24 protein-coding genes are annotated in these 19,838 nt (G+C 64.6%); 13 read left to right on the top strand and 11 right to left on the bottom strand.

All coding sequences use genetic code 11. From position 1 onward, the window contains the following. Positions 1–21 precede the first annotated feature (21 nt). Together qcrC and ctaE are read right to left on the bottom strand one after the other, a co-directional pair. Positions 22–810: a cytochrome bc1 complex diheme cytochrome c subunit gene (gene qcrC / locus AC1DKN_RS07235; RefSeq protein ID WP_476849256.1), complete on the bottom strand. Its 789-nt coding sequence runs from the start codon at positions 808–810 to the stop codon at positions 22–24. A gap of 85 nt (positions 811–895) precedes the next feature. Further along, positions 896–1,534 carry an aa3-type cytochrome oxidase subunit III gene (gene ctaE, locus AC1DKN_RS07230; protein ID WP_230009034.1) on the bottom strand — a complete coding sequence of 213 codons (639 nt, stop codon included), beginning with the start codon at positions 1,532–1,534 and terminating at the stop codon, positions 896–898. 148 nt (positions 1,535–1,682) lie between these two features. Between ctaE and trpD the strand changes: the two genes are divergently transcribed. Continuing rightward, entirely contained in the window at positions 1,683–2,744 is a 1,062-nt protein-coding gene (trpD, locus tag AC1DKN_RS07225) for an anthranilate phosphoribosyltransferase (protein ID WP_476858457.1), read from the top strand. A 74-nt stretch (positions 2,745–2,818) separates the two neighbouring features. Here the strand turns inward: trpD and AC1DKN_RS07220 are convergent, their stop codons facing one another. Beyond that, a complete protein-coding gene (locus AC1DKN_RS07220; protein ID WP_028276733.1) occupies positions 2,819–3,100 on the bottom strand; it encodes an Lrp/AsnC family transcriptional regulator in 282 nt (93 codons plus the stop codon). A gap of 88 nt (positions 3,101–3,188) precedes the next feature. Continuing rightward, the gene (locus AC1DKN_RS07215; RefSeq protein ID WP_476870879.1) at positions 3,189–3,632 is read right to left on the bottom strand and encodes a DUF3054 domain-containing protein; all 444 of its coding nucleotides are present in this window, start codon (positions 3,630–3,632) and stop codon (positions 3,189–3,191) included. Between the two features lie 139 nt (positions 3,633–3,771). Between AC1DKN_RS07215 and AC1DKN_RS07210 the strand changes: the two genes are divergently transcribed. From AC1DKN_RS07210 to AC1DKN_RS07200, 3 genes are all read left to right on the top strand, one after another. Continuing rightward, on the top strand, positions 3,772–4,248 hold the full coding sequence (locus AC1DKN_RS07210) for a VOC family protein (RefSeq protein ID WP_476857038.1): 477 nt from the start codon (positions 3,772–3,774) through the stop codon (positions 4,246–4,248). 94 nt (positions 4,249–4,342) lie between these two features. Continuing rightward, positions 4,343–4,498, top strand: a complete 156-nt coding sequence (locus AC1DKN_RS07205; RefSeq protein WP_476870878.1) for a hypothetical protein — start codon at positions 4,343–4,345, stop codon at positions 4,496–4,498. 170 nt (positions 4,499–4,668) lie between these two features. Next, the gene (locus AC1DKN_RS07200; RefSeq protein WP_476849251.1) at positions 4,669–5,061 is read left to right on the top strand and encodes an SHOCT domain-containing protein; all 393 of its coding nucleotides are present in this window, start codon (positions 4,669–4,671) and stop codon (positions 5,059–5,061) included. 48 nt (positions 5,062–5,109) lie between these two features. Here the strand turns inward: AC1DKN_RS07200 and AC1DKN_RS07195 are convergent, their stop codons facing one another. From AC1DKN_RS07195 to AC1DKN_RS07180, 4 genes are all read right to left on the bottom strand, one after another. After that, positions 5,110–5,724 (bottom strand): response regulator, encoded by a 615-nt coding sequence (locus AC1DKN_RS07195; protein WP_476849339.1) that lies wholly within the window; start codon positions 5,722–5,724, stop codon positions 5,110–5,112. 71 nt (positions 5,725–5,795) lie between these two features. Then, positions 5,796–6,932, bottom strand: coding sequence for a sensor histidine kinase (locus AC1DKN_RS07190; RefSeq protein WP_476870877.1), 1,137 nt, complete (start codon positions 6,930–6,932; stop codon positions 5,796–5,798). Positions 6,933–7,162: 230 nt separating this feature from the next. Continuing rightward, complete coding sequence (locus AC1DKN_RS07185; protein ID WP_476857036.1) at positions 7,163–7,549, bottom strand: hypothetical protein; 387 nt, start codon at positions 7,547–7,549, stop codon at positions 7,163–7,165. A 118-nt stretch (positions 7,550–7,667) separates the two neighbouring features. Continuing rightward, entirely contained in the window at positions 7,668–9,029 is a 1,362-nt protein-coding gene (locus AC1DKN_RS07180; protein WP_476870876.1) for a DJ-1/PfpI family protein, read from the bottom strand. Positions 9,030–9,318: 289 nt separating this feature from the next. On the opposite strand from AC1DKN_RS07180, the gene AC1DKN_RS07175 reads away from it, so the two are divergent. The 5 genes from AC1DKN_RS07175 to AC1DKN_RS07155 all read left to right on the top strand — a co-directional run bounded on the left by AC1DKN_RS07175 (position 9,319) and on the right by AC1DKN_RS07155 (position 13,888). Beyond that, entirely contained in the window at positions 9,319–9,708 is a 390-nt protein-coding gene (locus tag AC1DKN_RS07175) for a VOC family protein (protein WP_476855789.1), read from the top strand. A gap of 123 nt (positions 9,709–9,831) precedes the next feature. Continuing rightward, a complete protein-coding gene (locus tag AC1DKN_RS07170) occupies positions 9,832–11,022 on the top strand; it encodes a Fic family protein (protein WP_476855790.1) in 1,191 nt (396 codons plus the stop codon). Between the two features lie 105 nt (positions 11,023–11,127). Continuing rightward, a complete protein-coding gene (locus AC1DKN_RS07165; RefSeq protein ID WP_476870875.1) occupies positions 11,128–11,889 on the top strand; it encodes a MerR family transcriptional regulator in 762 nt (253 codons plus the stop codon). 115 nt (positions 11,890–12,004) lie between these two features. Then, a complete protein-coding gene (locus AC1DKN_RS07160) occupies positions 12,005–12,454 on the top strand; it encodes a cupredoxin domain-containing protein (RefSeq protein WP_052355065.1) in 450 nt (149 codons plus the stop codon). A 60-nt stretch (positions 12,455–12,514) separates the two neighbouring features. Beyond that, entirely contained in the window at positions 12,515–13,888 is a 1,374-nt protein-coding gene (locus AC1DKN_RS07155; protein WP_476870874.1) for an FAD-binding oxidoreductase, read from the top strand. Between the two features lie 46 nt (positions 13,889–13,934). On the opposite strand, the gene AC1DKN_RS07150 is transcribed toward AC1DKN_RS07155, so the two are convergent. Then, positions 13,935–14,987 (bottom strand): S66 family peptidase, encoded by a 1,053-nt coding sequence (locus AC1DKN_RS07150; RefSeq protein WP_476870873.1) that lies wholly within the window; start codon positions 14,985–14,987, stop codon positions 13,935–13,937. 141 nt (positions 14,988–15,128) lie between these two features. Between AC1DKN_RS07150 and AC1DKN_RS07145 the strand changes: the two genes are divergently transcribed. From AC1DKN_RS07145 to AC1DKN_RS07135, 3 genes are all read left to right on the top strand, one after another. Beyond that, positions 15,129–15,461: a hypothetical protein gene (locus AC1DKN_RS07145; RefSeq protein ID WP_476849242.1), complete on the top strand. Its 333-nt coding sequence runs from the start codon at positions 15,129–15,131 to the stop codon at positions 15,459–15,461. A 160-nt stretch (positions 15,462–15,621) separates the two neighbouring features. After that, on the top strand, positions 15,622–15,861 hold the full coding sequence (locus tag AC1DKN_RS07140) for a hypothetical protein (protein WP_476849241.1): 240 nt from the start codon (positions 15,622–15,624) through the stop codon (positions 15,859–15,861). Between the two features lie 201 nt (positions 15,862–16,062). Continuing rightward, the gene (locus tag AC1DKN_RS07135) at positions 16,063–16,551 is read left to right on the top strand and encodes a GNAT family N-acetyltransferase (protein WP_476870872.1); all 489 of its coding nucleotides are present in this window, start codon (positions 16,063–16,065) and stop codon (positions 16,549–16,551) included. 451 nt (positions 16,552–17,002) lie between these two features. On the opposite strand, the gene AC1DKN_RS07130 is transcribed toward AC1DKN_RS07135, so the two are convergent. After that, complete coding sequence (locus tag AC1DKN_RS07130; RefSeq protein ID WP_476870871.1) at positions 17,003–17,677, bottom strand: ScbR family autoregulator-binding transcription factor; 675 nt, start codon at positions 17,675–17,677, stop codon at positions 17,003–17,005. 441 nt (positions 17,678–18,118) lie between these two features. Here AC1DKN_RS07130 and AC1DKN_RS07125 point away from each other — a divergent pair, with 441 nt between their 5' ends. Continuing rightward, the gene (locus AC1DKN_RS07125; protein WP_476870870.1) at positions 18,119–18,913 is read left to right on the top strand and encodes an MBL fold metallo-hydrolase; all 795 of its coding nucleotides are present in this window, start codon (positions 18,119–18,121) and stop codon (positions 18,911–18,913) included. 101 nt (positions 18,914–19,014) lie between these two features. On the opposite strand, the gene AC1DKN_RS07120 is transcribed toward AC1DKN_RS07125, so the two are convergent. Continuing rightward, positions 19,015–19,737, bottom strand: a complete 723-nt coding sequence (locus AC1DKN_RS07120; RefSeq protein ID WP_476870869.1) for an AAA family ATPase — start codon at positions 19,735–19,737, stop codon at positions 19,015–19,017. Positions 19,738–19,838: the final 101 nt, after the last annotated feature.

The following is a 19,838-nucleotide window of genomic DNA, read 5'->3' as shown; positions in this document are numbered from 1 at the left end:
TCTTACAGGTGCAAGGTCCGCTTATGAAGTGCGGGAAGTCAGCCAAATGGTGAACGCGATGATGACGCCCAGCCCGGCGATCCAGACAAAGAGACCTTCGGAGACCGGTCCCAAAGCACCAAGATCGGCGCCGCCGGGTGAACCGTTGGCCTCAATCTGCTTCAGGTAGGTGATGATGTCGCGCTTCCCCTCGGGGGAGATGTTCGCGTCACTGAAAACCGGCATGTTCTGGGGGCCGGTGACCATTGCTTCGTAGATGTGCTGCCCGGAGACACCCGCGAGGGCAGGGGCAAACTTGCCCCGGGTCAGTGCGCCGCCTGCAGCGGCGGCGTTGTGGCACATGGCGCAGTTGGTGCGGAACAGCTCTCCACCGTTGGCGGCGTCGCCCTTCTCATCGAGCACGCCTGCCTCGGGGATGGCCGGGCCGGGGCCGAGGGAGGCAACATAAGCAGCCAGCTGCTTGGTCTGTTCCTCGTTGAACTGGGCGGGCTTCTTGTAGGCCTGCGGGCCATTCATCTGCATGGGCATGCGGCCGGTGCCGACCTGGAAGTCAACAGCGGCGGCGCCGACGCCCACAAGGGACGGTCCGGCCTGCGAACCGCTGGCACCCATGCCGTGGCAGGTGGCGCAGTTGGCGGCAAAGAGCTTGCCGCCCTCCTTTACGTCGCTTGCGCTATAGGTGGTGGTATCGGCCTTGGCCTGGTTGACGGTGGTGGCAACGGCGTACAGCCCACCCGTGACCAAGAGGCCCATCAGCAGCAGTGCAATTGCTGCCAGTGGGTGACGTCGCTTCTGCGAGAGTGCCTTCACGTGGTGGTTCCTTTATTCGATCCTGCGGTGGCTCCGGGAGCCGCTTCTTGAAATTCTGCCTCTTGTAGAAAAAGAGTCAAGCTGACTACTTAAGGACGTAGATGACCAGGAAGAGGCCAATCCAGACGACGTCCACGAAGTGCCAGTAGTACGAGGTGACGATCGCTGAAGTTGCCTCAAAGTGTCCGAACTTCTTCGCGGCGAAGGAGCGGCCCATGATGAGCAGGAAGGCAATCAGACCGCCGATGACGTGCAGGCCGTGGAAGCCCGTCGTTATGTAGAAGGCCGAACCGTAGGCGTTGGAGGACAGCGAGACATGCTCGGAAACGAGCATGGCGTACTCGGTCGCCTGGCCGGCCACGAAGAAGGCACCCATGAGGAACGTCAGGATGAACCATCCGTTCATCCCCCACTGGGTGAAGCTGAAGCGTCCGCCGGTCCGGCGCGGCTGGAGCCGCTCGGCAGCGAAGACGCCCATCTGGCAAGTAAAGGAACTTGCCACGAGGACGATCGTGTTAACGAGCGCAAACGGGAAGTTGAGCTTGGCTGTCTCTTCGGCCCACATCAGTCCGGAAGTCGAACGGAGTGTGAAGTACATGGCGAAGAGACCGGCGAAGAACATCAACTCACTGGACAGCCACACAACGGTTCCAACAGAAACCATGTTCGGGCGGTTCAGCGTCGGGTGCGCCGGGGTACTGGGGGCATGGGTCGCAGATGTCACATAGACATTATGTCTATAAAAGTCCGTCCTGCCCAACGCAAACCGCGTTTTCGGAGGACTTTTTCTACAAAGACGCGAATTCGCGCGGAAAAGTTCCCGGCGGGGTTCACATTGGTCTTTGCGGGGCCGACCTCGATAGCATCGGGAGGTGACTTCACAGGCATCTGCACAGGCGGCAGGCAACACCTGGCCGCGGCTCATCAACGCACTCATCAGCGGCGCCGACCTCACAGCCGGGAGCACTGAGTGGGCCATGAATTCCATCATGTCCGGTGAGGCGACGCCGGCCCAGGTGGCGGGTTTCCTGGTGGCGCTGCGTGCCAAGGGCGAGACCGTGGATGAGCTGGCCGGCCTGGTGGAGGCGATGATCGCCAACGCGAACCCCATTGACATTGCCGGTGAGAAGCTGGACATCGTGGGCACGGGCGGCGACCAGCAGAACACTGTCAACATCTCCACGATGGCCGCCCTTATCGCCGCGGGAGCGGGTGCCCGGGTGGTCAAGCACGGCAACCGGGCGTCGTCGTCCTCGTCGGGATCCGCCGATGTCCTGGAGGCCCTCGGCGTCCGGCTTGATCTCCCCATTCCCCGCGTGGCACTCAACGCCGAAGAGGCGGGAATCACGTTTTGCTTCGCCCAGGTTTTCCACCCCTCCATGCGGCATGCCGCCGTCGCCCGCCGCGAACTCGGCGTTCCGACGGCGTTCAACTTCCTGGGCCCCATGATCAACCCGGCACATGTCCAGGCGTCGGCGGTGGGCGTCGCCAATGAGCAAATGGCCCCGCTGGTGGCCGGAGTGCTGGCCAAGCGAGGCAGCCGCGGCCTGGTTTTCCGCGGCAATGACGGCCTGGATGAGCTCACCACCACCGGCCCGTCGCGGGTGTGGGAGATCCGCAACGGTGAGGTAACTGAAGCGATGTTTGATCCGCGCGATCTGGGCATCCGGACGGCCACGCTGGAGGAACTGCGCGGCGGGGACGCGGTGGCCAATGCCGCCGTCGTCCGGGCTGTCCTCAGCGGTGCGCCGGGGCCGGCCCGCGATGCGGCGCTGCTCAACGCCGCGGCCGGGCTGGTGGCGTTCGACCTCGACGCCGTGGGTCCGCTGGCGGAGCGCATGGCCGCCGCGTTCAACCGCGCCGAGCAGTCCATTGAATCCGGAGCCGCGGCCGCGGTGCTGGACAGGTGGGTCGCCCTGTCGCAGACAGCCTAAAGATCACATGAGACGGGCCCGGCAGATTTCTGCCGGGCCCGTCTCATGTGAGCTGTTCGTAATTCGGTTGTTCGCTACTGCTCGAATCCGAGGGCAAAGGCCGCATCGAGGTCGTGCTGGGAGTAAGCGCGGAATGCGATCTGCGTTGTGGTGTGCGCGACGCCGGGAACCTTCGAGAGCTTGTCCGCGATGACGTCCGCCAGGTCCTCGTGCTTGGCGACCCGGGCGATGGCGATCAGGTCCCACTCGCCCGTTACGGAATAGACCTCGCTGATGCCGGCGATGGCGGAGATTTCCTCGGCGGTCTCCGGGATGCGTGAAGCGTTTGTCTTGATCAGGACGAATGCGGTGACCACGTGTGAACCTTTCCGGATCGGTTGCGCCGTTTGCGGGCCTGTCGGCGGCCCTTGCACGGGCGCTGCCATCTTCTGCAAGCCTAGTGCATTAGGCCTGGCGGCTGCGTGAACGCAGCCGCCGAACGCCCGCGGCCACAAGGCGGTAGCCCAGGAGGAAAACGGCCAGGCTCAGCAGGGCCACGATGATGAAGGGCAGCACCACCGTCTGCCCGGTGAGGGCCCGCAGGATCATCCCCATGCCGACGGTTCCGAGCCAGACAGCGACGCCGGCGGGCCACACCCGCAGGGGGTCATGCCACAGCCGCAGGGCCAGCCATGCCAGTGCCGCGCCTGCCAGGAACGGCCACGCCGTCGCAAAGACGCCGGTGATAATTTCCCCGCGCTGGTGCGCGTCGCGCCCGATCGCCGCGAACAGCAGAATCAGGAGTGCATCCGCGCATGCTGCCAGGGCTGCTGTCTGCGCGGGCCGGAGGCCGGAATGGGGAGCGTCCTGGGCGGACGGGCGGGGGAGTTTGGGGGTTGGAGAAGGCATACATCCAAGCCTAGTCCCGTCAGGATGGGCTCCGGGCGGGGACCGTTGTGTGTGAAGTCACCTCCGGGCTAGGCTCGGCCCCATGCCGCTGATCGCCGCCGGAGTCTGCCGGCGGCGCGGCAAACGCAAGGGGAGCGCTGTGAGCGAAAAGATCACCACCTGCCTGTGGTTCGACAGCCAGGCCGAGGAAGCCGCCGAGTACTACGTCTCCATCTTCGACGGCGGCAAAATCCTCGATGTCTCGCGGTATGGCGACGGCGGTCCCGGGCCTGCCGGCCAGGCCATCACCGTTCAGTTCCTGCTTGACGGGCGGACCTTCACGGCATTGAACGGGGGTCCGGCCTTCACTTTCAATGAGGCGGTGTCCTTTGTGATCGACTGCGCGTCGCAGGAAGAAGTGGACCGGTACTGGTCGGCCCTGACCGACGGCGGCCAGGAAAGTCAGTGCGGCTGGCTCAAGGACCGGTACGGGGTCTCGTGGCAGGTTGTGCCGGCCGTGCTGGGACAACTGATCGCCGGCCCCGACCCCGACGGCGCCCGGCGTGCCATGCAGGCAATGCTCGCCATGCGCAAGCTGGACATCGCCGCCTTGCAGGAGGCCTACGACGGCGCATGACGCCCCTGGTCCGCGTGGCGTCCGGTGCCCCTGTCCGTGACCCCGGTCGGCGTGGCCCCCCGGCCCAGGGACTGTCCGCACATATGATCGTGGCATGAGTAGCGACGCCGTTCCGGAGGCTGGTGTTACGGTGCAGCTGGATCCTCAGCTGGACGGCCAGCTGAGCATTAACGACATCCTGCTCGAACTTGGCCAGGCTCCCGTGGTGCACCCCTCGCCGGACGCGGCCAGTGAGCTGCACTTCTTCTAGGCCCGCCGCTTCCGGTTCCGCCATCCCGCGCCTGCTCCACAGTTCCTTCTGCTGACCCCGCAGAGAGGCGCTCCCGCGCCGAATTCGGGCCCTTTGGTCCTAACGGGGCACGGCCCGGGGGGCTAGTTTGGCGCTTAAGGATGCCAGCAGGGCCTCCTCAGAACGGAAGGATGGCTCCCGTGGAGCAATTCTGGAACTTCATTTGGCTGTTCTTTTGGTCATTCGCGTTCATCGCGTATCTTTTCGCGCTGTTTGCAGTTATCTCGGATATTTTCCGGGACCACGAACTCAGCGGTTGGCTCAAGGCTGTGTGGATCATCTTCCTGGTCTTTGTGCCGTTCCTCACGGTTCTCGTGTACCTGATCGCGCGGGGCCGCAGCATGGCCGAGCGCCAGGCCCGCAGTGCCCAGCAGTCCGAAGCCGCAACAACGGAATACATCCGCTCCGTGGCCAAGGCGTCCCCCTCCCAGGAAATCGCAAAGGCCAAGGAACTCCTCGACGCCGGCACCCTGACCCAGGCCGAATTCGACGCCGTCAAGGCCAAGGCGCTGAGCCAAGCCTGACCGTCCCGCTGCGTCCTATAGGTGCATTTCCCGCCCTCGGACCACCGGTCAGTTCGGCCGCCGGTAGCTGGCCAGGCCATGTTCGTAGGCGAAGATGACGGCGTGCACACGGTCGCGCAGCCCGAGTTTCATGAGGATGCGGCCCACGTGGGTTTTGACTGTTGATTCCGCTACGGTCAGTCGTTCCCCGATCTCGGTGTTTGTGAGTCCCAGGGCAATGGCCGAGAGTATTTCCCGTTCCCTCTGTGTCAGTGATGCCACCGCTTCATCACCCGCGGCCGGGGGACCGGAGGGAAGCCTTTGGCTGAAGAGGTCCAGCATCCGGCGGCTGACCCGGGAGGAAATGGCGGCGTCTCCTCCGGCGACGGCCCGAAGGCAAGCGAGCAACTCAGCTGGCCCCACATCCTTGAGCAGAAAACCACTGGCACCGGCCCGGAGGGCCGCGAAGGCATACTCGTCGAGATCGAACGTCGTGAGGACAATGACCCGTGAGTGCGGGCACTCCTCGACAATGCGCCGGGTCGCGGCAATCCCATCCGTGCCGGGCATTCGCACATCCATCAGCACGACGTCCGGTGCCAGAGTTCGACACATGTCGACGCCACTGCTGCCGTCAGCGGCTTCACCGGCAACTTCCACGCCGTCCTGGGCTTCCAGGACCATGCGGAAGCCCGCCCGGACGAGTGTTTGGTCATCGACGAGCAGCACCCGGATCGGGCGCGTGGACGGGGCAGCTACGGCTTCCAAATGGCTCCTTCCGGCAGCGGGAACCGTGCGGTCACGGACCATCCACCGTTGGTCAGGGGTCCCGCGCGCAATGTACCGCCGTAGAGTGCGACGCGCTGGCGCATTCCCGCCACGCCGTGTCCAGCACGGTCGGCAGGGGCGTCCACGGGCTGGCCGTCGTCGGTCACCGAGACCATGATCTCCTGGCCGGTGAACTGCGAGCGAACCGTGACCGCTGTTGCGGCGCGCGCGTATTTGAGCGCGTTGGTGAGCCCTTCCTGGATGACCCGATATACGGCCAGCTGGATCCCGGGGTCAGCGGGAGCGACTCCGGCCGACTGCAGAACCACGGGAAGCCCCGCAGAGCGGAAAAGCTCCACCAGCGCGGGAACATCCCCCACCCCCGGCGATGGTGCTGCCGCGCCGGCCAATTCGCCGGTGTTGTCCTCGTTCAAGACTCCGAGCATCCGGCGCATGTCCGTCACCGCAACGCGGCCTGTCTCGGCGACCTGGCGCATGGCTTGGACGGCGCGGGCAGGGTCGGTCGGGGCGATTTCCGCCGAACCATGGGCCAAGGAAATCATCACCGCCAATCCATGAGCGACGATGTCGTGCATCTCCCGGGCGATCGCGTTGCGCTCGGCGGCGGCCGCAATGCTGGCCAGATACTTGCGTTCATGCATCAGCCGGTCGGCACGGTCCACCAGGGCGGACACGTAGTTGCGGCGCATGCGTACGTTCAGCCCGAGCAGGGTCGCGATCACTAGTACGGCAATCGCCTGGACGGCTTGGCCAAGGTCCACCATCGACCGGGGTTGCTGGACCGCGGCGGCAAGGAGAATTGCGCTGATGGCCAGAAGGGCAAGGACGGCGTGCCGTGCGGACCGGTAAACGCCGACGGCGTAGAGCGCCATGGCTGTCGCCACCGCTGCGAAGCTGGCCGGAACCGAGAACGTGATGAGCATGATGCCGGCTGTGGCGGCCAAAGAAGACATCGGAGCCTGCCGGCGGAACAGCAGTGCGGTGCCGGAAACCACCGCCGCCATCAATGGCAGAACCAACGCTGGGCCGTCGGCAGTGGGAATGGCAACGGCTGCTGCCAGGGCCGGCCCTGTGTATGCGATGGCGGCCAGGACGTCTGTCATACGCGGACCAGGGCGCCATCCGCCCAGCCGAAGCGCTTCGTCCGACGAAACCGGCGACGTCAAGGCCACACCCGGCAGTGTTGCGGGGTGTGCAGTGTTCCTGCGTCGGTCATGCTCCGGACTGTACCGGTCGTGGAATGCATGAGGGTCCTTGGGTCATGGCGATGGTGGCGTTGTTGGCGTGCGGCCAGTACTGCCAGGTTGCCGCTCCTGGAGCTGCTGGCACGAGATCAGTGGAGTGCGAGGACCAGGTAGAGGGCTGCCAGGGCCATCGTGGTGGGGGTCATGACGAAGCGTTCGGGTTTGCTCCGGGAGATTGCGTTCATGAGGACTCCGAGCACGAAGTATGCCGTCAGCACCCACACGGTGATCGCAGTAAATGATTCGCTGACCAACAGCGGGACAAAGCCGGACTTGGCCAGCGCCGCATAAGCGAAGAGGGCGTACAGGGGTATGGATGCTGCGCTCCCGATTCTGAGTTTGGCCGGGAGGACGCGGTGTTGTCCGCCCCATGCCATTCTCCCCAGCGGTGCTCCCGCGATCAGCGCCACCTGGAAAACAGCCAGGCCGGCCAAGAGTGCGCAGGCGAGTATTGCGGAAAGCTGGTCCAACAGCATCTGGATCCATCCCCTTGTCGAGTCCTGGGCAGCAACGCGTGTTGCGCCGTGCGATGCACGCCGTCTTGTGGTGGCTGTGGAGAGCATATTCGTGAATCCGAGGCAATTACGGGACCCGCTAGCCGCGCCCTTCCCTTCGGCGCCGGATGGCGCTTCGAATGACCGCTGGGATTGAACCGATCAAGGTGGCGAGCAGGAGGCCGAGCGCGATCAGTCCGGGAACCCGGCCAGAAGCTTCTCCGGCCGGAAGGTTGAGGTGCGCCGTCGGGTAGTCGATCATCTTAGCTGCCGATACAGCGGTTGTACGGTCGGTGTGCTGCGCCAGATACGTGATGGCGCCGTCGAACCCGAGCACCCCGCCGGCGCCAGCAAAAGCATCCACGGGAATGTCGCGGGACGCGGCCCAGCCGCGCAATTGCGGATCAATGCCCTCGTCCCCAGCCGCGCCAGGGGCAATGACGTTGTCCACCGGAGGTGCCTCGTGTTCCGGGACGGTCAGGAGAATCATCCCGTGTTTGGTGGTGACCGTTTCCGTGGCGGCAACCGCCACCGTCCGGGCAGCGAATGACATGTTGTAGACCTCGAATTCGCTGGCGACGTCGATTTCACCCACCCCGTTGAAGAGGCCGACGGCGATCGTCGGCCGGAACCAGGGGAGGAGGGCGTTGAGCCCGACGGGAATATCCGAGGCGGCGAAGGACTGGTCAGGTATCTGGGCTGCCGCCGCCACGTGCCAACCCGGGTAATTCATCAGCCGGCCGACTCGCTCGGCTTCGGCCGTGCCGGCCAGGTCCTCCAAGACTTTCAGGGCGCCGGGGATGCCGGAGGACACACCGGCCGTGGTGGTGATCCTGCCGTCCTGAACGAATCGCAGGCCTCCCATCCATTGGACCTGGGGGCGGCTCCGCTTGAGCGCACCCAGGCGGGACCAGTGGCTCGTAGCCTTACGCCCGTCCAGCACACCGGCTTCGGCCAGGACCATTGATCCGCTGCACACGCCAAGGATGCGGGCGCCGCGCCCCGCTTGTTCCGCGATCCAGTCCCGCATGGGTGCTTCTTTTGCGCTCCCCGGGGCGCCGACGGCCGGGACCACCACCAGGTCAGGCTGCCGCGCCCTGCCCGAACGGATGTCCTCGAACGTGTACGTGGGCACAATCGCCGGACCCCCGTCGACGGCGGCAGGGACGGCCCGCGCTGCGATTGTGTAGACCGAAAAATCCGGGGAACTGGCAAACACTTCGTAGGGGGCCAGAACGTCACTTCCCACGGTGCCTGACGATCCCAGGACAACGGCGACAACTATCGCGCCGGAAGAGGAGGGCCGGTTCGTGGGCAGGTTGGTCAGTTCTTGAGCGGCGGGGCGGATGTGACTTTGCGCGTCCGCCACCACCGCGCCCGCGAAAGCCATCGCGGTCACAGCTAAGAGGGACAGGCCAACCGAGAGAGCGGCGTGAATGAGTCGTCCAGAGAGGGGAGCCATGAGTGAGTCTCGATTCCGTGTGAAGTTGCGGGGCTTGTGCCGTCCATGTCCCCAGCGTTGTTCTTTCACGCTACGGATCGCCCAATCCACACACATCGGCCCCGAGGACACTCCTGAACAGGGACAAGTGGTACCTGGGTACTACCCGGGCGCTCCATCGGATGCTTCCTGTACGCCGCAGGTTGCACGTCCCACTCCGCGGTGACCGACAAGAATCTGGCATCACCTGTAGGGCGCGCCTTTGATCCACGGCCTGTGCGCAGCTGGAAACAGGGGTACTGTGAGCCGCATGGAGATGCGCCTCGAGGTAGTGCAAGTACCGGTCAGTGATGTGGACCAGGCCAAGTCGTTCTATACGGACCGGCTCGGGTTCGTTCTGGACCACGACGTCGAATACATCCCGGGAATGAGGGTCGTGCAACTCACGCCACCGGGCTCCGCCGCCTCTATCGTCGTCGGTACCGGAATGACCAGCATGCCGCCGGGCAGCCTGGAGGGCCTGCAATTGGTGGTCCCCGATATGGCGTCCACGCGGGCTGAGCTGCTTCGGCGGGGAGCCGAAATCAGCGAAGTCCAGGACATGGGTGGAATCGCCTTCGCCTACTTCAGCGACCCGGATGGCAACCGCTGGGTGCTGCAGGAAGCCACGCGGCCGGACGTGAGGGAAGCCGGCTCCTAGGGCTGGACGATCGAGGGCAGCGCGCCCCGCCAGGGCAGGTTTTCCGAAGCACGCGTCGCGTTATTCATGTTTAGCCCCTAAAATCTAAATAGTAGGGTGACTATTTAGACTTCCGGAGGATCCATGACCCGCTGGCCCGCGCACGGCAGCAAGATGATGCCCTGGAAGTCGTCCGGGCGGCCGCCGCGCGAAGACCGGGAATTCACCGAGGTGGTGGTCTCGCTGCCACCCTTGATCGCCGGGAGCTGGTTCGATCCGGGGCGTGAGACCATCGTCGCCCTGGAAGAGGCCGCCGTCGCCATCGCGTCCCTGGACGTCACCGCCGGCACGCGGATGGCCGCCATTAGCGGGTTCCTGCTCCGCAGCGAGGCGGTCTCCTCCTCCAAAATCGAGCACGTCAACGCCAACCGCGACGACTACGCCCGGGCCATGATCGGGCTCAAGGCCAGTGACGACGCCCGCTCCATGGTGGCGGCCGCCGACGCCGTACAAGGAATGATCGACGACGCCGGGCGAACCGGCGAGATCCGGCTGGAGGCAATGCTGGCCGCCCATCGCACGCTCATGAAGGACGACCCGATGGACGGCCCACACGCCGGCCGGTTCAGGGAGGTTCAGAACTGGATCGGTGGCAGTGACCATTCACCACGCGGCGCCATCCACGTCCCGCCCCCGCCGGAGCTCGTGCCGGACCTGATGGAAGACCTGATGGTCTTCTGCAACCGCCGCGACGTGCCGATCATGGCGCAGGCGGCAATCGCGCACGCCCACTTCGAGTCCATCCACCCGTTCACGGACGGCAACGGCCGGATCGGGCGGGCACTCATCGGTGCGATTTCCCGGCGTCGTGGGCTCACCAGGAACACCGTTACCCCTATCGCGTCGGCGATGGTCGCCGACGTCGACACCTACTTCAGCCTGGTCAATAACTACCGCTCCGGTGATGCCGATCCGTTCGTGCTCTACCTGGCCCGTTCCGCTGTCCGTGCCTCGGATGCTGCCCGCGAATCCGTCGCCGCCCTCGATGCGCTGCCGGCGATGTGGCTGGAGCTGGCCAGGCCACGCAGAGGATCCGCGGACGAGAAGATCATTCCGTGGCTGCTGGAGCGGCCCGTGTTCGAGGCCCACAGCGCAGCCCACATTGCCGGCGTCGCCGAAAGCTCCGTGTACGCCGCACTGCAGCGGCTCTCCGCCGCCGGGGTCATTACCCCCGTCACCCAGTCCAAGCGCAGCCGTGCCTGGGCGGCGACCGAAGTCCTCGACGAGGTGGACCGGCTGAACAACCGGCTGGCCGACGTCGGGAAGGCTGGCTGACGCCGGGAAGACGGGCTGACCGGACGGGACGGGGCCGGCGGCCGGCACGCGGGGCCGGCGTAGGGTCTTGATCCTCACGCGGGGTGAGGATCTACGGTTGTTCCCATGACAGAGACGAGCGGTGCCGCAGATCAATGGAGCATCGGCGAGCTTGCCAAAGCGTGTGGCGTAACGGTCAGGGCGCTCCATCACTACGACGAGATTGGGTTGCTGCCGGCAGGCCGGCGGACGGCTTCCGGCCACCGCCGCTACACCGAGGACGACGTCCGGCGGCTCTACCGGATCCGGTCGCTGCAGATGCTCGGCCTTCCGCTGGCCGAAATCGGCGCCGCACTGGGAACCCCTGCCGAGGACATGGGCTCGCTGCGCACGCTCCTGGAAAGGCAGTTGCTGCACCTGCGCCTGCACGCCGAGCAGGTCCGGGCGGTGCAGGACCGGATACGCGACCTGCTTTCACGCATCGACGGGGCCGCCATGCCGGCGCCGGAACAGTTCATGGCAACTTTGGAGATGATCACTATGCTCGAAGACTACTTCACCCCAGAACAGCGCCAGGAACTGGCCGGCCGCAGGGCCGAACTTGGCAGCGACAGCATCGAGGCCGCCAAAGTCCGGTGGGCCGCATTGGTCGAGGAGGGTCTCAGGCACGTCGAAAACGGGACGCCGGCATCCGATCCGTCCATCCGGGAATGGGCCACGGCATGGGGCGAGATCGGATCCATGTTCCATGCAGGCGAAGAGACCAAAGCCGCTGCCCGTTCCATGTGGCAGGACAATAAGACTGCCCTCAGTGCCGGTCTGCCCTGGACCCCTGAGCAACTGGCCGGACTCATGGCCTACCTGCAAGAGTCCAGGACGCAGCCCTGATGGCCCGTGCTCTCTGTCGGAGCTTTTCAGCGGTGCTTTTTGATGGTGGCGGATGCAGAATGGAAGGAAGCCGGGCTGATTTCTCAGCCCCCTCCAGCGTCGAGGACGGCACATCATGACGAGCAACAAGACACGGACTGCACTTGTGTTGGCGACGGTACTGATCGGGTTGAGCGGCTGTGCTGGAGGCGGCGGAACGCAGGCGTCGGCGCCCGCCACGACCGCCGGGACCTCTCCCAGCATGTCGATGGAACCGTCTGCCCCGGCCGGCTCCACCGCTTCGGGGCCGGGAAGCGGGGCGGCAAACGCCGCCGCCGCGACCATCACGATCAGCAACTTCGCCTACGAGATACCGGGTGCGGTGGCTCCCGGCGCGGAGGTGAAGGTGATCAACATGGACACCGCAGAGCACACGGTAACCGCAGACCAGAATGCGACCCTCTTTGATGTCGAGGTCAAGGAAAACGGCGGGACGGCCACATTCAAGGCACCTTCCGAACCGGGGACCTACGCCTTTCACTGCAACTACCACCCCAACATGCACGGCTCATTGACGGTCAAATGAGCGCGACGCCGCCGGCCGGCGCGCGTTCTTGACGATCTCGAACGAGAAAGGTGCCGTCGCGTGGCTTTCGGGACCCCCGCACCGTCGCTTGACCCATCCGCCGTCGATGGCCTCGGCTCAGCGCTCCGGGGCCGGCTGTTCCGGCCCGGAGACGCCGGCTACGACGAAGCCCGGAAGGTCTTCAATGCGATGATTGACCGCCGTCCGGACGTCATTGTCCGCCCTGCCGACGCCGAGGATATTCGCCGTGCCGTGAACTTCGCCCGGGAAAATGATCTCCCTGTCTCCATCAAGGGCGGCGGCCACAACGTGGCAGGGAACGCCGTCGGCGCCCATGGGCTCATGCTGGATTGCTCCGGCATGAAGAACGTTCAGGTCGACGCCGAACGGGGCGTCGCCGTGGCCGGAGCGGGTGCGCTCCTGGCCGACCTTGACGTCGCCACCCAGGCGCACGGCCTGGCCACGCCGCTCGGAGTCGTGTCGGTTACCGGCATCGCCGGTTTGACCCTCGGAGGTGGCATCGGCTGGCTCAACGGCAAACACGGGCTCGCTTGCGACAACGTGCTGGCCGCCGACATCGTGACATCTGATGGCAGGCTGCTGACGGCGAGCCCCGACCAACACGCAGACCTCTATTGGGCCATCCGCGGAGGCGGCGGCAACTTCGGTGTTGTCACGTCTTTCACCTATCGTTTGCATCCGGTCGGACAGGTTCTTGCCGGAGCGCTCTCATTCCCGGCCGAACGGACAAGGGAGGTCCTGGGCTTTTATCCCGGATTCGCCGCTTCGTGCCCCGACGAACTCTCGATGTCGGCCAGTCTGGGGTGTGACGCCTCAGGACGCCCTGTCTTCGGCGTCGGCGTCTGCTGGAGCGGCGGGCATGATGAGGCGGAGCTGGCGCTCCGGCCCCTGCGCGACCTCGGCCCAGATGTGGACGCGGTGGTGCCCACCAACTATGGCGTTTGGCAAAGCGCCCACGACGGCGGCTTTCCGTCGGGCCGGCACCACTATTGGAAATCGAGCTTTTTGACTGACCTCACCGCCGACGCCATCGATGTCCTGCTCCAGTTTGCGGCCGAGATGCCTTCAACGGCGAGCGGCATCGGAATGCAACAACTGCACGGTGTGGCCGCTCGGGTTCCCCCTGCGGCCACGGCATTTCCCCATCGCCGGTCACAGAGCGAACTCCTCATCCTGGCCCAGTGGTCCAATCCGGCAGAAACGGAGCGACACGTCGGCTGGGCCCGCGCCTTCTTCGAAGCGATGCAGCCCTTTGCTGCTAGCGGGGTGTACGTCAACGATCTTGGCCAGGAAGGGGAGGAGCGGGTGAGGGCAGCCTACGGCGCCAACTACGACCGGCTGGCCGCCGTCAAAGCCGCATACGACCCCATCAACCTCTTCCGATCAAATCAGAACGTGCGTCCGACCGCATAGGAAATGATGATCACCCGACGTGTGCTCCCGGCACTGCCTGCCACGATCAGGCATAGCTGGCTGTAACCCTCCTGGCTTCGCCGTCGAGTTGGATTCGACCGCCGTAGGGGAGGATCCACTGCGGTCGGGTGTGTCCGAAGGGGACCCCGATGCACACGACGGCGTCCGGGTTGTATCGCGCGATTTCGGTGCTGACCACATCGCGCTGTGCGGCGCGGAGCCGAGCCCGTTCGGCGGCAGGCGGAACCTGCCCGTGGCTGCTGACTGGAGGCCTGGCGACCATCACGCCGTCGACCGCCCCCAGGACACCACGCTCACCGAGCGCTCGAACCCATCGCTTGACCCAATCGGCGGGAACCAGCAGTTCGCTGGATTCGAGGATCAGGATTGTGCCCCGGAGCGCGTCGACGGAGGGCAGCCTGTCGGCGATGGCGAGCTGGTCGAGGACTTCGATGCAGCCACCCCAGGTGTAACCGGAGACCGTGCGCTCGGGACCTGTCCACGTCCAGGGTTCGGTGGGTTCGCGGTCGCCGTATTCGACGAGTGCCCGCGGCTCGAGCCAATCCGGCCCGAAGTCCTCTGACTCTCCGGGATCGGTGACCTCGAGCTCGCCTCCAGTGAGCAGCGCGGCCCGCAGGGAAGCGAGGTGAACGTCGTCAGCGCCCGGCCCGGCGCCGAGGTGGACCTGGGTCGAACCGCCATAATATCCGCGTATCCCGAGTGACCACAGCCAGTTCAGCAGGTTGGTGTTGTCGCTGTATCCGACGAAGATCTTTGGATTCGCCCGGACGGTCGCCTCGTCAAGATGAGGTACGACCGTGATCTGGTCGTCGCCGCCGATCGTGGCGAGAATCGCGTGGATGCTGGGATCGGCGAACGCCGCATTGATGTCCGCCGCCCGTTCCTCGGGACTGGATCCGAGCTTGCGCGTCGTCGGGAATTCCACAGGAATCAAACCCGTAGCCGATGTAAGCCGCCGCATCGCCTGCTCATGCACGGCCGGGGCGAACCCGGGGGCGGCGAACGACGGGGAGAGAACCGCGACTCGATCGCCCGCATTGAGTTTCGGGGCGGACAGCTTCAGTTGCGAATGATCCATGCACTCATCGAACCAGACGGGACGCGGTTCGAGGCAACTCGACGACCCGACGTGCCGGTGCAGGATCCTTTAACGTGCTGCGGAGAGGAGCAGACCAAATAGCGGTGCCGATGACACGCCCAATAACTCCGTGATTCAGAAATGGTGTGGGTCAAAGCCGTATCTGGCGCGCACCCATTTTCGGTATTTGGTGCAGCCAGTGCTGTAGGCTCCGATTCGAACCTTGGGGGACTGATGCTGAACTACTTTCGCGAAACGCAAGAGGCACGATTTGCAACCCGTGCACGCCGGATCTATGGCTACGTCTCCGTCGGCTTCGTTGTTGCTGTCGGGGTCTTGGTGATTGCCGGACTGGCGCCGGTTTGGACTTCCTGGACGATCCTCGGCGTTTCTTGCGTTCTGGACGCTTTCCTGACCCGAAAGTGGATCAGAGAAGACGCACTCAGGGCTTATCGAAGCGACCGGGCCGGCTGACGCCGCCCCGGCGGTGGGCAACGGGCAATGCATTCACGGCGGCCGCAACGGCCACGGCCGACACTAAACGGGGGAAGCTATGGACAAACGTCCGTTAAGCCACAAGGGAAAGCCGTCAGTATGGTCCGTCGTCCAGCTGGCCCTCAGTCTCTGCGCGTTGGTGGCAACCAGTGTCGCGGCCATCCTGTGGAATCCGATCGACGCAGACTTCATCAATCGCGCCGACAATGCAGGGTGGGACGAATCCATGCTTCTCCCGCACCAAATGGAACTCTCGCTCGTCCTCAACGCGTCAGTTCTGGCAACGTTTGTCGTCGTCATGACCGCGATCATTGGCGTGCTGGCCTCACGCCGGCGGACCAACGCCACGCAGCCCGGAAATCCGTCCGCTATCGCCTGATCCGTGCCACTGCAGTTCCCGGCCCGATATTCCGAAGGTCTAAATGGACTCGTGAAACGGTGGCCCGAAAGTTGGAGCCGCAATGTCGCGTGGCTCCAGCCTGCGGCTTTTTGGCCAGCGGCAGTCCAGAATTCACCACGTAGTTTCGAGTCGACGGAGGCCGGCGCCTGACTGATTCGAGATGGCTGGAATACTGGGGAAATGACTCTCGCTGAACTGGAACTGCCTGGCGGCCCATTCACCATCAGGAAAGCTGAATCATGTGATGTGGCTTCGATTGTTGGGCTTCTGGCTGCCGACCAGCTCCGGGCCTCTGTCGACTCGATTGCAGTCGAGCACCGGCGTCCCTACGATCTTGCTTTCCAGGCAATTGATGCGGACCCCGCGCAGCTTCTTCTCGTAGTTGTCTCAACCGACAATGAAGTGGTTGCGACCATGCAACTGACATTCATTCCCGGCCTCGCCAGAGGCGGAGCGACACGACTGCAGATCGAGGCAGTGCGGGTCCGGTCTAGCCTCCGGAGCAACGGCCTTGGAGGGGCGATGATTACGTGGGCGATCGCTGAAGGGCGCCGGCGTGGCGCAAGGCTGGTTCAGCTCACGTCTGACGAGTCCAGGGTCGCGGCACACCGGTTCTATGAGCGTCTTGGCTTCGAAGCGTCGCACGTGGGCTTCAAACTGCCCCTCTGAGATTGCGTCTCGACGGTAAGCGGCGCAGTTTTGGCGTGGGTAGTGGCCTAGGGAAGGGCTCTCGAACGGCCTCACTCGTCCCGCTTCACGCCTCGGCACATGGGGGCGCCCCGATGCTATTGGGGGATGCATCGGGGCGCCACCCACAACCATAGGCGGAGGCCTGTTCAAGTTCAAACGTGACGGCGGCGGCCGCCGCCGTCACGTTTGGATCGCCATGGCGGACAGTCCAGGCCAGGGGTCCGTGCCGGCGCCCCCCAAAAAATGCGCGCCGACACAGCCGCTCTCCGAGCGGAGTCCCCGATGGATCCGAGACAAGAATAAATGACCACTCACCCTAAAACAAGGCGGTCATCCGGTTTATGGGAGGTGGACTCGCTGAAAGTCCCGCGGATGGCAAGCAAGGCGCCACCTGCCCGGGGCTGCAGTACTCGGTGGCCGTGTGAGCCCGTCACGGTGCTGGTGGGGTGGGATTCCGCGGCGGGTTGGGGCTTCCAGCGGAAACCAGTCCGGAGAGAGCATGGGGGTCACCGTTGAAATCGTCATGCATGATCCCCGGCAGCACGATCTCCCACATCTCTTCGATCCGTTGCATGACGTCCGCTCGGTCGGTAAGTACTCCGGAGACCATCTGAACCCCGGTGAACGAAGCAACAAGGTATCGGGCAAATGTCCCGGCGTCGACGGAGGGCCGGACCTGCAATTCTGCCTTGGCCCGTTCGGTAAGCTGCTCCATGACGGCGATCCAGTCCTCGTAGGGGCCGCGCACGGGCGGACCAAAAGCCGTCGCTTCAAACGTCAATCGGATGCCGGCCCTGACAACTGGCTCGTGCACGAGCTGAAGACCGAAAGCGCGGCACAGCAGGATCATTGCCGTCAGGCCTGGCCAATCCCCGGCAAGGATGCTCTCGCTTTCGGCCACGACGATCCGATGCTGCTCCTCGATGACCGCCCTGGCGAGATCTTCCTTGGACTGAAAGTGGAAATAGAGGGCGCCCTTGGTCACCCCGGCTGTCTCAGAGACCTGGGTCAGGCTGGCACTGCCGTAGCCGTGCTCCTCAAAGACCGCAGCGGCACCGACGACAATGGCACCGCGGGTGGCCTTCGCGCGATCCTGAATGACCATCTGTGAACCTCAACTTCAACTCTGGGATGTGGAAGCAGGATCTTTACCCACCCGCTGCGCGAGTTGATCGGGAGTTCCGCTGGCCTTCTCTGAAGCACCCTGGCGCGCATTTCCGGGATCCACCGGCCGCCAACTGAAAGGTAGGGGACGAAAGACTGGTCCGATCCTAGCAAAACGGTCAACCGTCTTGGTGCGCCAGCCGAGGCCCCAGCTGGCGACGGTGTATTGGGACCGAGGTTCCACGATTCCTCCTTGACAGGTATTTAGTCCTCAATATATGAGTTGCAGAACGTATCACTGTTAGGAAGAGGAGATGATGGGCCGCATCGACCATTGGATGAATGTCTCCGCCGAGCTGCGGGTCGAGCAAGTTCCGGGGGACAACCACGCCGTCCGCGATGTAAACGAGGCCAGCTCGTGTTGAGGCAGGTCGCGGAGGGTGTGCTGATCCACGAGAGCGAGTTCTGCGAGAGTAACGCCGTCGTCGTAAAGGGCCGGGCTGGCGTGTTGCTCATCGACGCCGGGGTGCACGGCTACGAAATGGACTGCCTCGGGAAGGATCTGTCCGATTCGGGCCAGACCGTTGTGGCAGGCTTCTCGACGCATCCTCATTGGGACCACCTGCTTTGGCACGCCGGGCTCGGCGCGGTTCCCCGTTACGGCACCGCGCGCTGCGCGGCTACCGCCCGGGATCGGCTGTCGGGCGGAGTGGACGCGGTCGCGAAGGCGGCCGGCACCCCCGAACAGGTACCGCTGGACCTCCTCGGCCTTATTACCGGCCTGCCCGTCGGGACGGTGCAGATTCCTTGGGATGGGCCCCAAGTCCGCATTCTCGAGCATCGAGCACATGCCCCGGGCCACGCGGCGCTGTTGATTGAGGAACGTGGGGTTCTCGTCGCCGGCGACATGCTTTCTGATGTTTTGATCCCGATGCTCGACTTGAACGACACCGAAGACCCGATCGAGGACTACCTCGCCGCGCTGCGGCTGCTCGAGGGCGTGGCGGGCGACGTCGATGTCCTTGTCCCCGGACACGGGTCCGTCGGCGGAGCTGAACAGGTACACGCACGGATCGACCAGGATCGGGCGTACGTGCACGCCTTGCGTGACGCCCATGAGCCCAGCGACCCGCGGGTCGGCCCATCGGCCGCTCCCGGGTGGGACTGGGTGAGCGGCGTTCACGCACGGCAACTCCAGCGCCTCGCCCAAAGGAAGTCTGGAAAGCTCGACACATGACATGAGCGTTGACCGCGGTCGGCGGTTCGTTTTTCCCCTGTGGCGTTGTCTGGCATTTTCCGTTCGGGGACGCCGTTAGTTCAACCCCGACCGGGCCGGCCTTATAGGTGTCTCAGGTATCTTTCGGGGGAGTCCATGAATGATCGCCAGTTGGAAACCAGATCGAGGTCCGACCATTCCTGCTGCCGAAGTCCCCACGGGCCGACTTCGAGAATCTGCGCGCCTGGAAGCGCTGCAAGAACTGGGGAGTGCGTGGACATGATGACTTGCGAGGAGCCTTCGGCGAGGAGATCTTTCAAGACCGCAAGGAGGCTGAGGCATCCCGCGAAGGACAGCGCTGATTCCGGTTCATCGAGCACCCACAATCCGGGTCCGCGGAAACGATCCACGGCCAGTTCCAGGAACGATTCACCGTGTGACATGTCGTGGAACGAGATGTCCGGACCCGCGGTGCTCGGGTTCTTCTCGAGGTAGGTGAAGAAGCCGTGCATGGTTTCCGCGCGCAGGAAGTAGCCGCGTCTTGTGGCGCCGGCGGTGCGGACAAGCTGCAGGTGATCGGCAAGTATGGACTCCGTGGATCGGGTGCTGTGGCGGGCGCCTGTAGATCCGCCTTCTGGAGACAAGCCATAAGCCAGTGCGATGGCTTCCACGAGAGTGGATTTTCCCGACCCATTTTCGCCTACGAAGATTGTGGCCGGGGTCAGGTCGAGCCCTTGGTCCAGAACCTGTGCGACAGGGGGCAGGTTGCCTGGCCACCGACGGCGGTCGAGGACGTGGGCCGGGTCTTCGGCCAACCGTCTGATCGGAAAGCTAGGCGGGGGCATGCCCCATTCTTACAGGCACCTCTCGCGGTCCTGCCCCACCGGGCAGGGTCACTGGGGAGTTCGCAGCGGCTCATTACGAAAGGTCCTGGAACATACCAGTC

This window comes from Arthrobacter sp. 01N444, from assembly GCF_056399305.1.
Note: the sequence above shows the minus strand (reverse complement) of the source record. Positions and strands in the feature narration are given on the sequence as shown.

What these genes read in the sequence shown, in the direction of transcription:
- AC1DKN_RS07215 (WP_476870879.1), bottom strand. Translation starts at nt 3,632, where the DNA reads ATGCCTTCTCCAACCCCCAAACTCCCCCGCCCGTCCGCCCAGGACGCT.
- AC1DKN_RS07205 (WP_476870878.1), top strand. Translation starts at nt 4,343, where the DNA reads ATGAGTAGCGACGCCGTTCCGGAGGCTGGTGTTACGGTGCAGCTGGAT.
- AC1DKN_RS07200 (WP_476849251.1), top strand. Translation starts at nt 4,669, where the DNA reads ATGGCTCCCGTGGAGCAATTCTGGAACTTCATTTGGCTGTTCTTTTGG.
- AC1DKN_RS07195 (WP_476849339.1), bottom strand. Translation starts at nt 5,724, where the DNA reads ATGGTCCTGGAAGCCCAGGACGGCGTGGAAGTTGCCGGTGAAGCCGCT.
- AC1DKN_RS07190 (WP_476870877.1), bottom strand. Translation starts at nt 6,932, where the DNA reads ATGACAGACGTCCTGGCCGCCATCGCATACACAGGGCCGGCCCTGGCA.
- AC1DKN_RS07185 (WP_476857036.1), bottom strand. Translation starts at nt 7,549, where the DNA reads ATGCTGTTGGACCAGCTTTCCGCAATACTCGCCTGCGCACTCTTGGCC.
- AC1DKN_RS07180 (WP_476870876.1), bottom strand. Translation starts at nt 9,029, where the DNA reads ATGGCTCCCCTCTCTGGACGACTCATTCACGCCGCTCTCTCGGTTGGC.
- AC1DKN_RS07175 (WP_476855789.1), top strand. Translation starts at nt 9,319, where the DNA reads ATGGAGATGCGCCTCGAGGTAGTGCAAGTACCGGTCAGTGATGTGGAC.
- AC1DKN_RS07170 (WP_476855790.1), top strand. Translation starts at nt 9,832, where the DNA reads ATGACCCGCTGGCCCGCGCACGGCAGCAAGATGATGCCCTGGAAGTCG.
- AC1DKN_RS07165 (WP_476870875.1), top strand. Translation starts at nt 11,128, where the DNA reads ATGACAGAGACGAGCGGTGCCGCAGATCAATGGAGCATCGGCGAGCTT.
- AC1DKN_RS07160 (WP_052355065.1), top strand. Translation starts at nt 12,005, where the DNA reads ATGACGAGCAACAAGACACGGACTGCACTTGTGTTGGCGACGGTACTG.
- AC1DKN_RS07150 (WP_476870873.1), bottom strand. Translation starts at nt 14,987, where the DNA reads ATGGATCATTCGCAACTGAAGCTGTCCGCCCCGAAACTCAATGCGGGC.
- AC1DKN_RS07145 (WP_476849242.1), top strand. Translation starts at nt 15,129, where the DNA reads ATGGTGTGGGTCAAAGCCGTATCTGGCGCGCACCCATTTTCGGTATTT.
- AC1DKN_RS07135 (WP_476870872.1), top strand. Translation starts at nt 16,063, where the DNA reads ATGACTCTCGCTGAACTGGAACTGCCTGGCGGCCCATTCACCATCAGG.
- AC1DKN_RS07130 (WP_476870871.1), bottom strand. Translation starts at nt 17,677, where the DNA reads ATGGTCATTCAGGATCGCGCGAAGGCCACCCGCGGTGCCATTGTCGTC.
- AC1DKN_RS07120 (WP_476870869.1), bottom strand. Translation starts at nt 19,737, where the DNA reads ATGCCCCCGCCTAGCTTTCCGATCAGACGGTTGGCCGAAGACCCGGCC.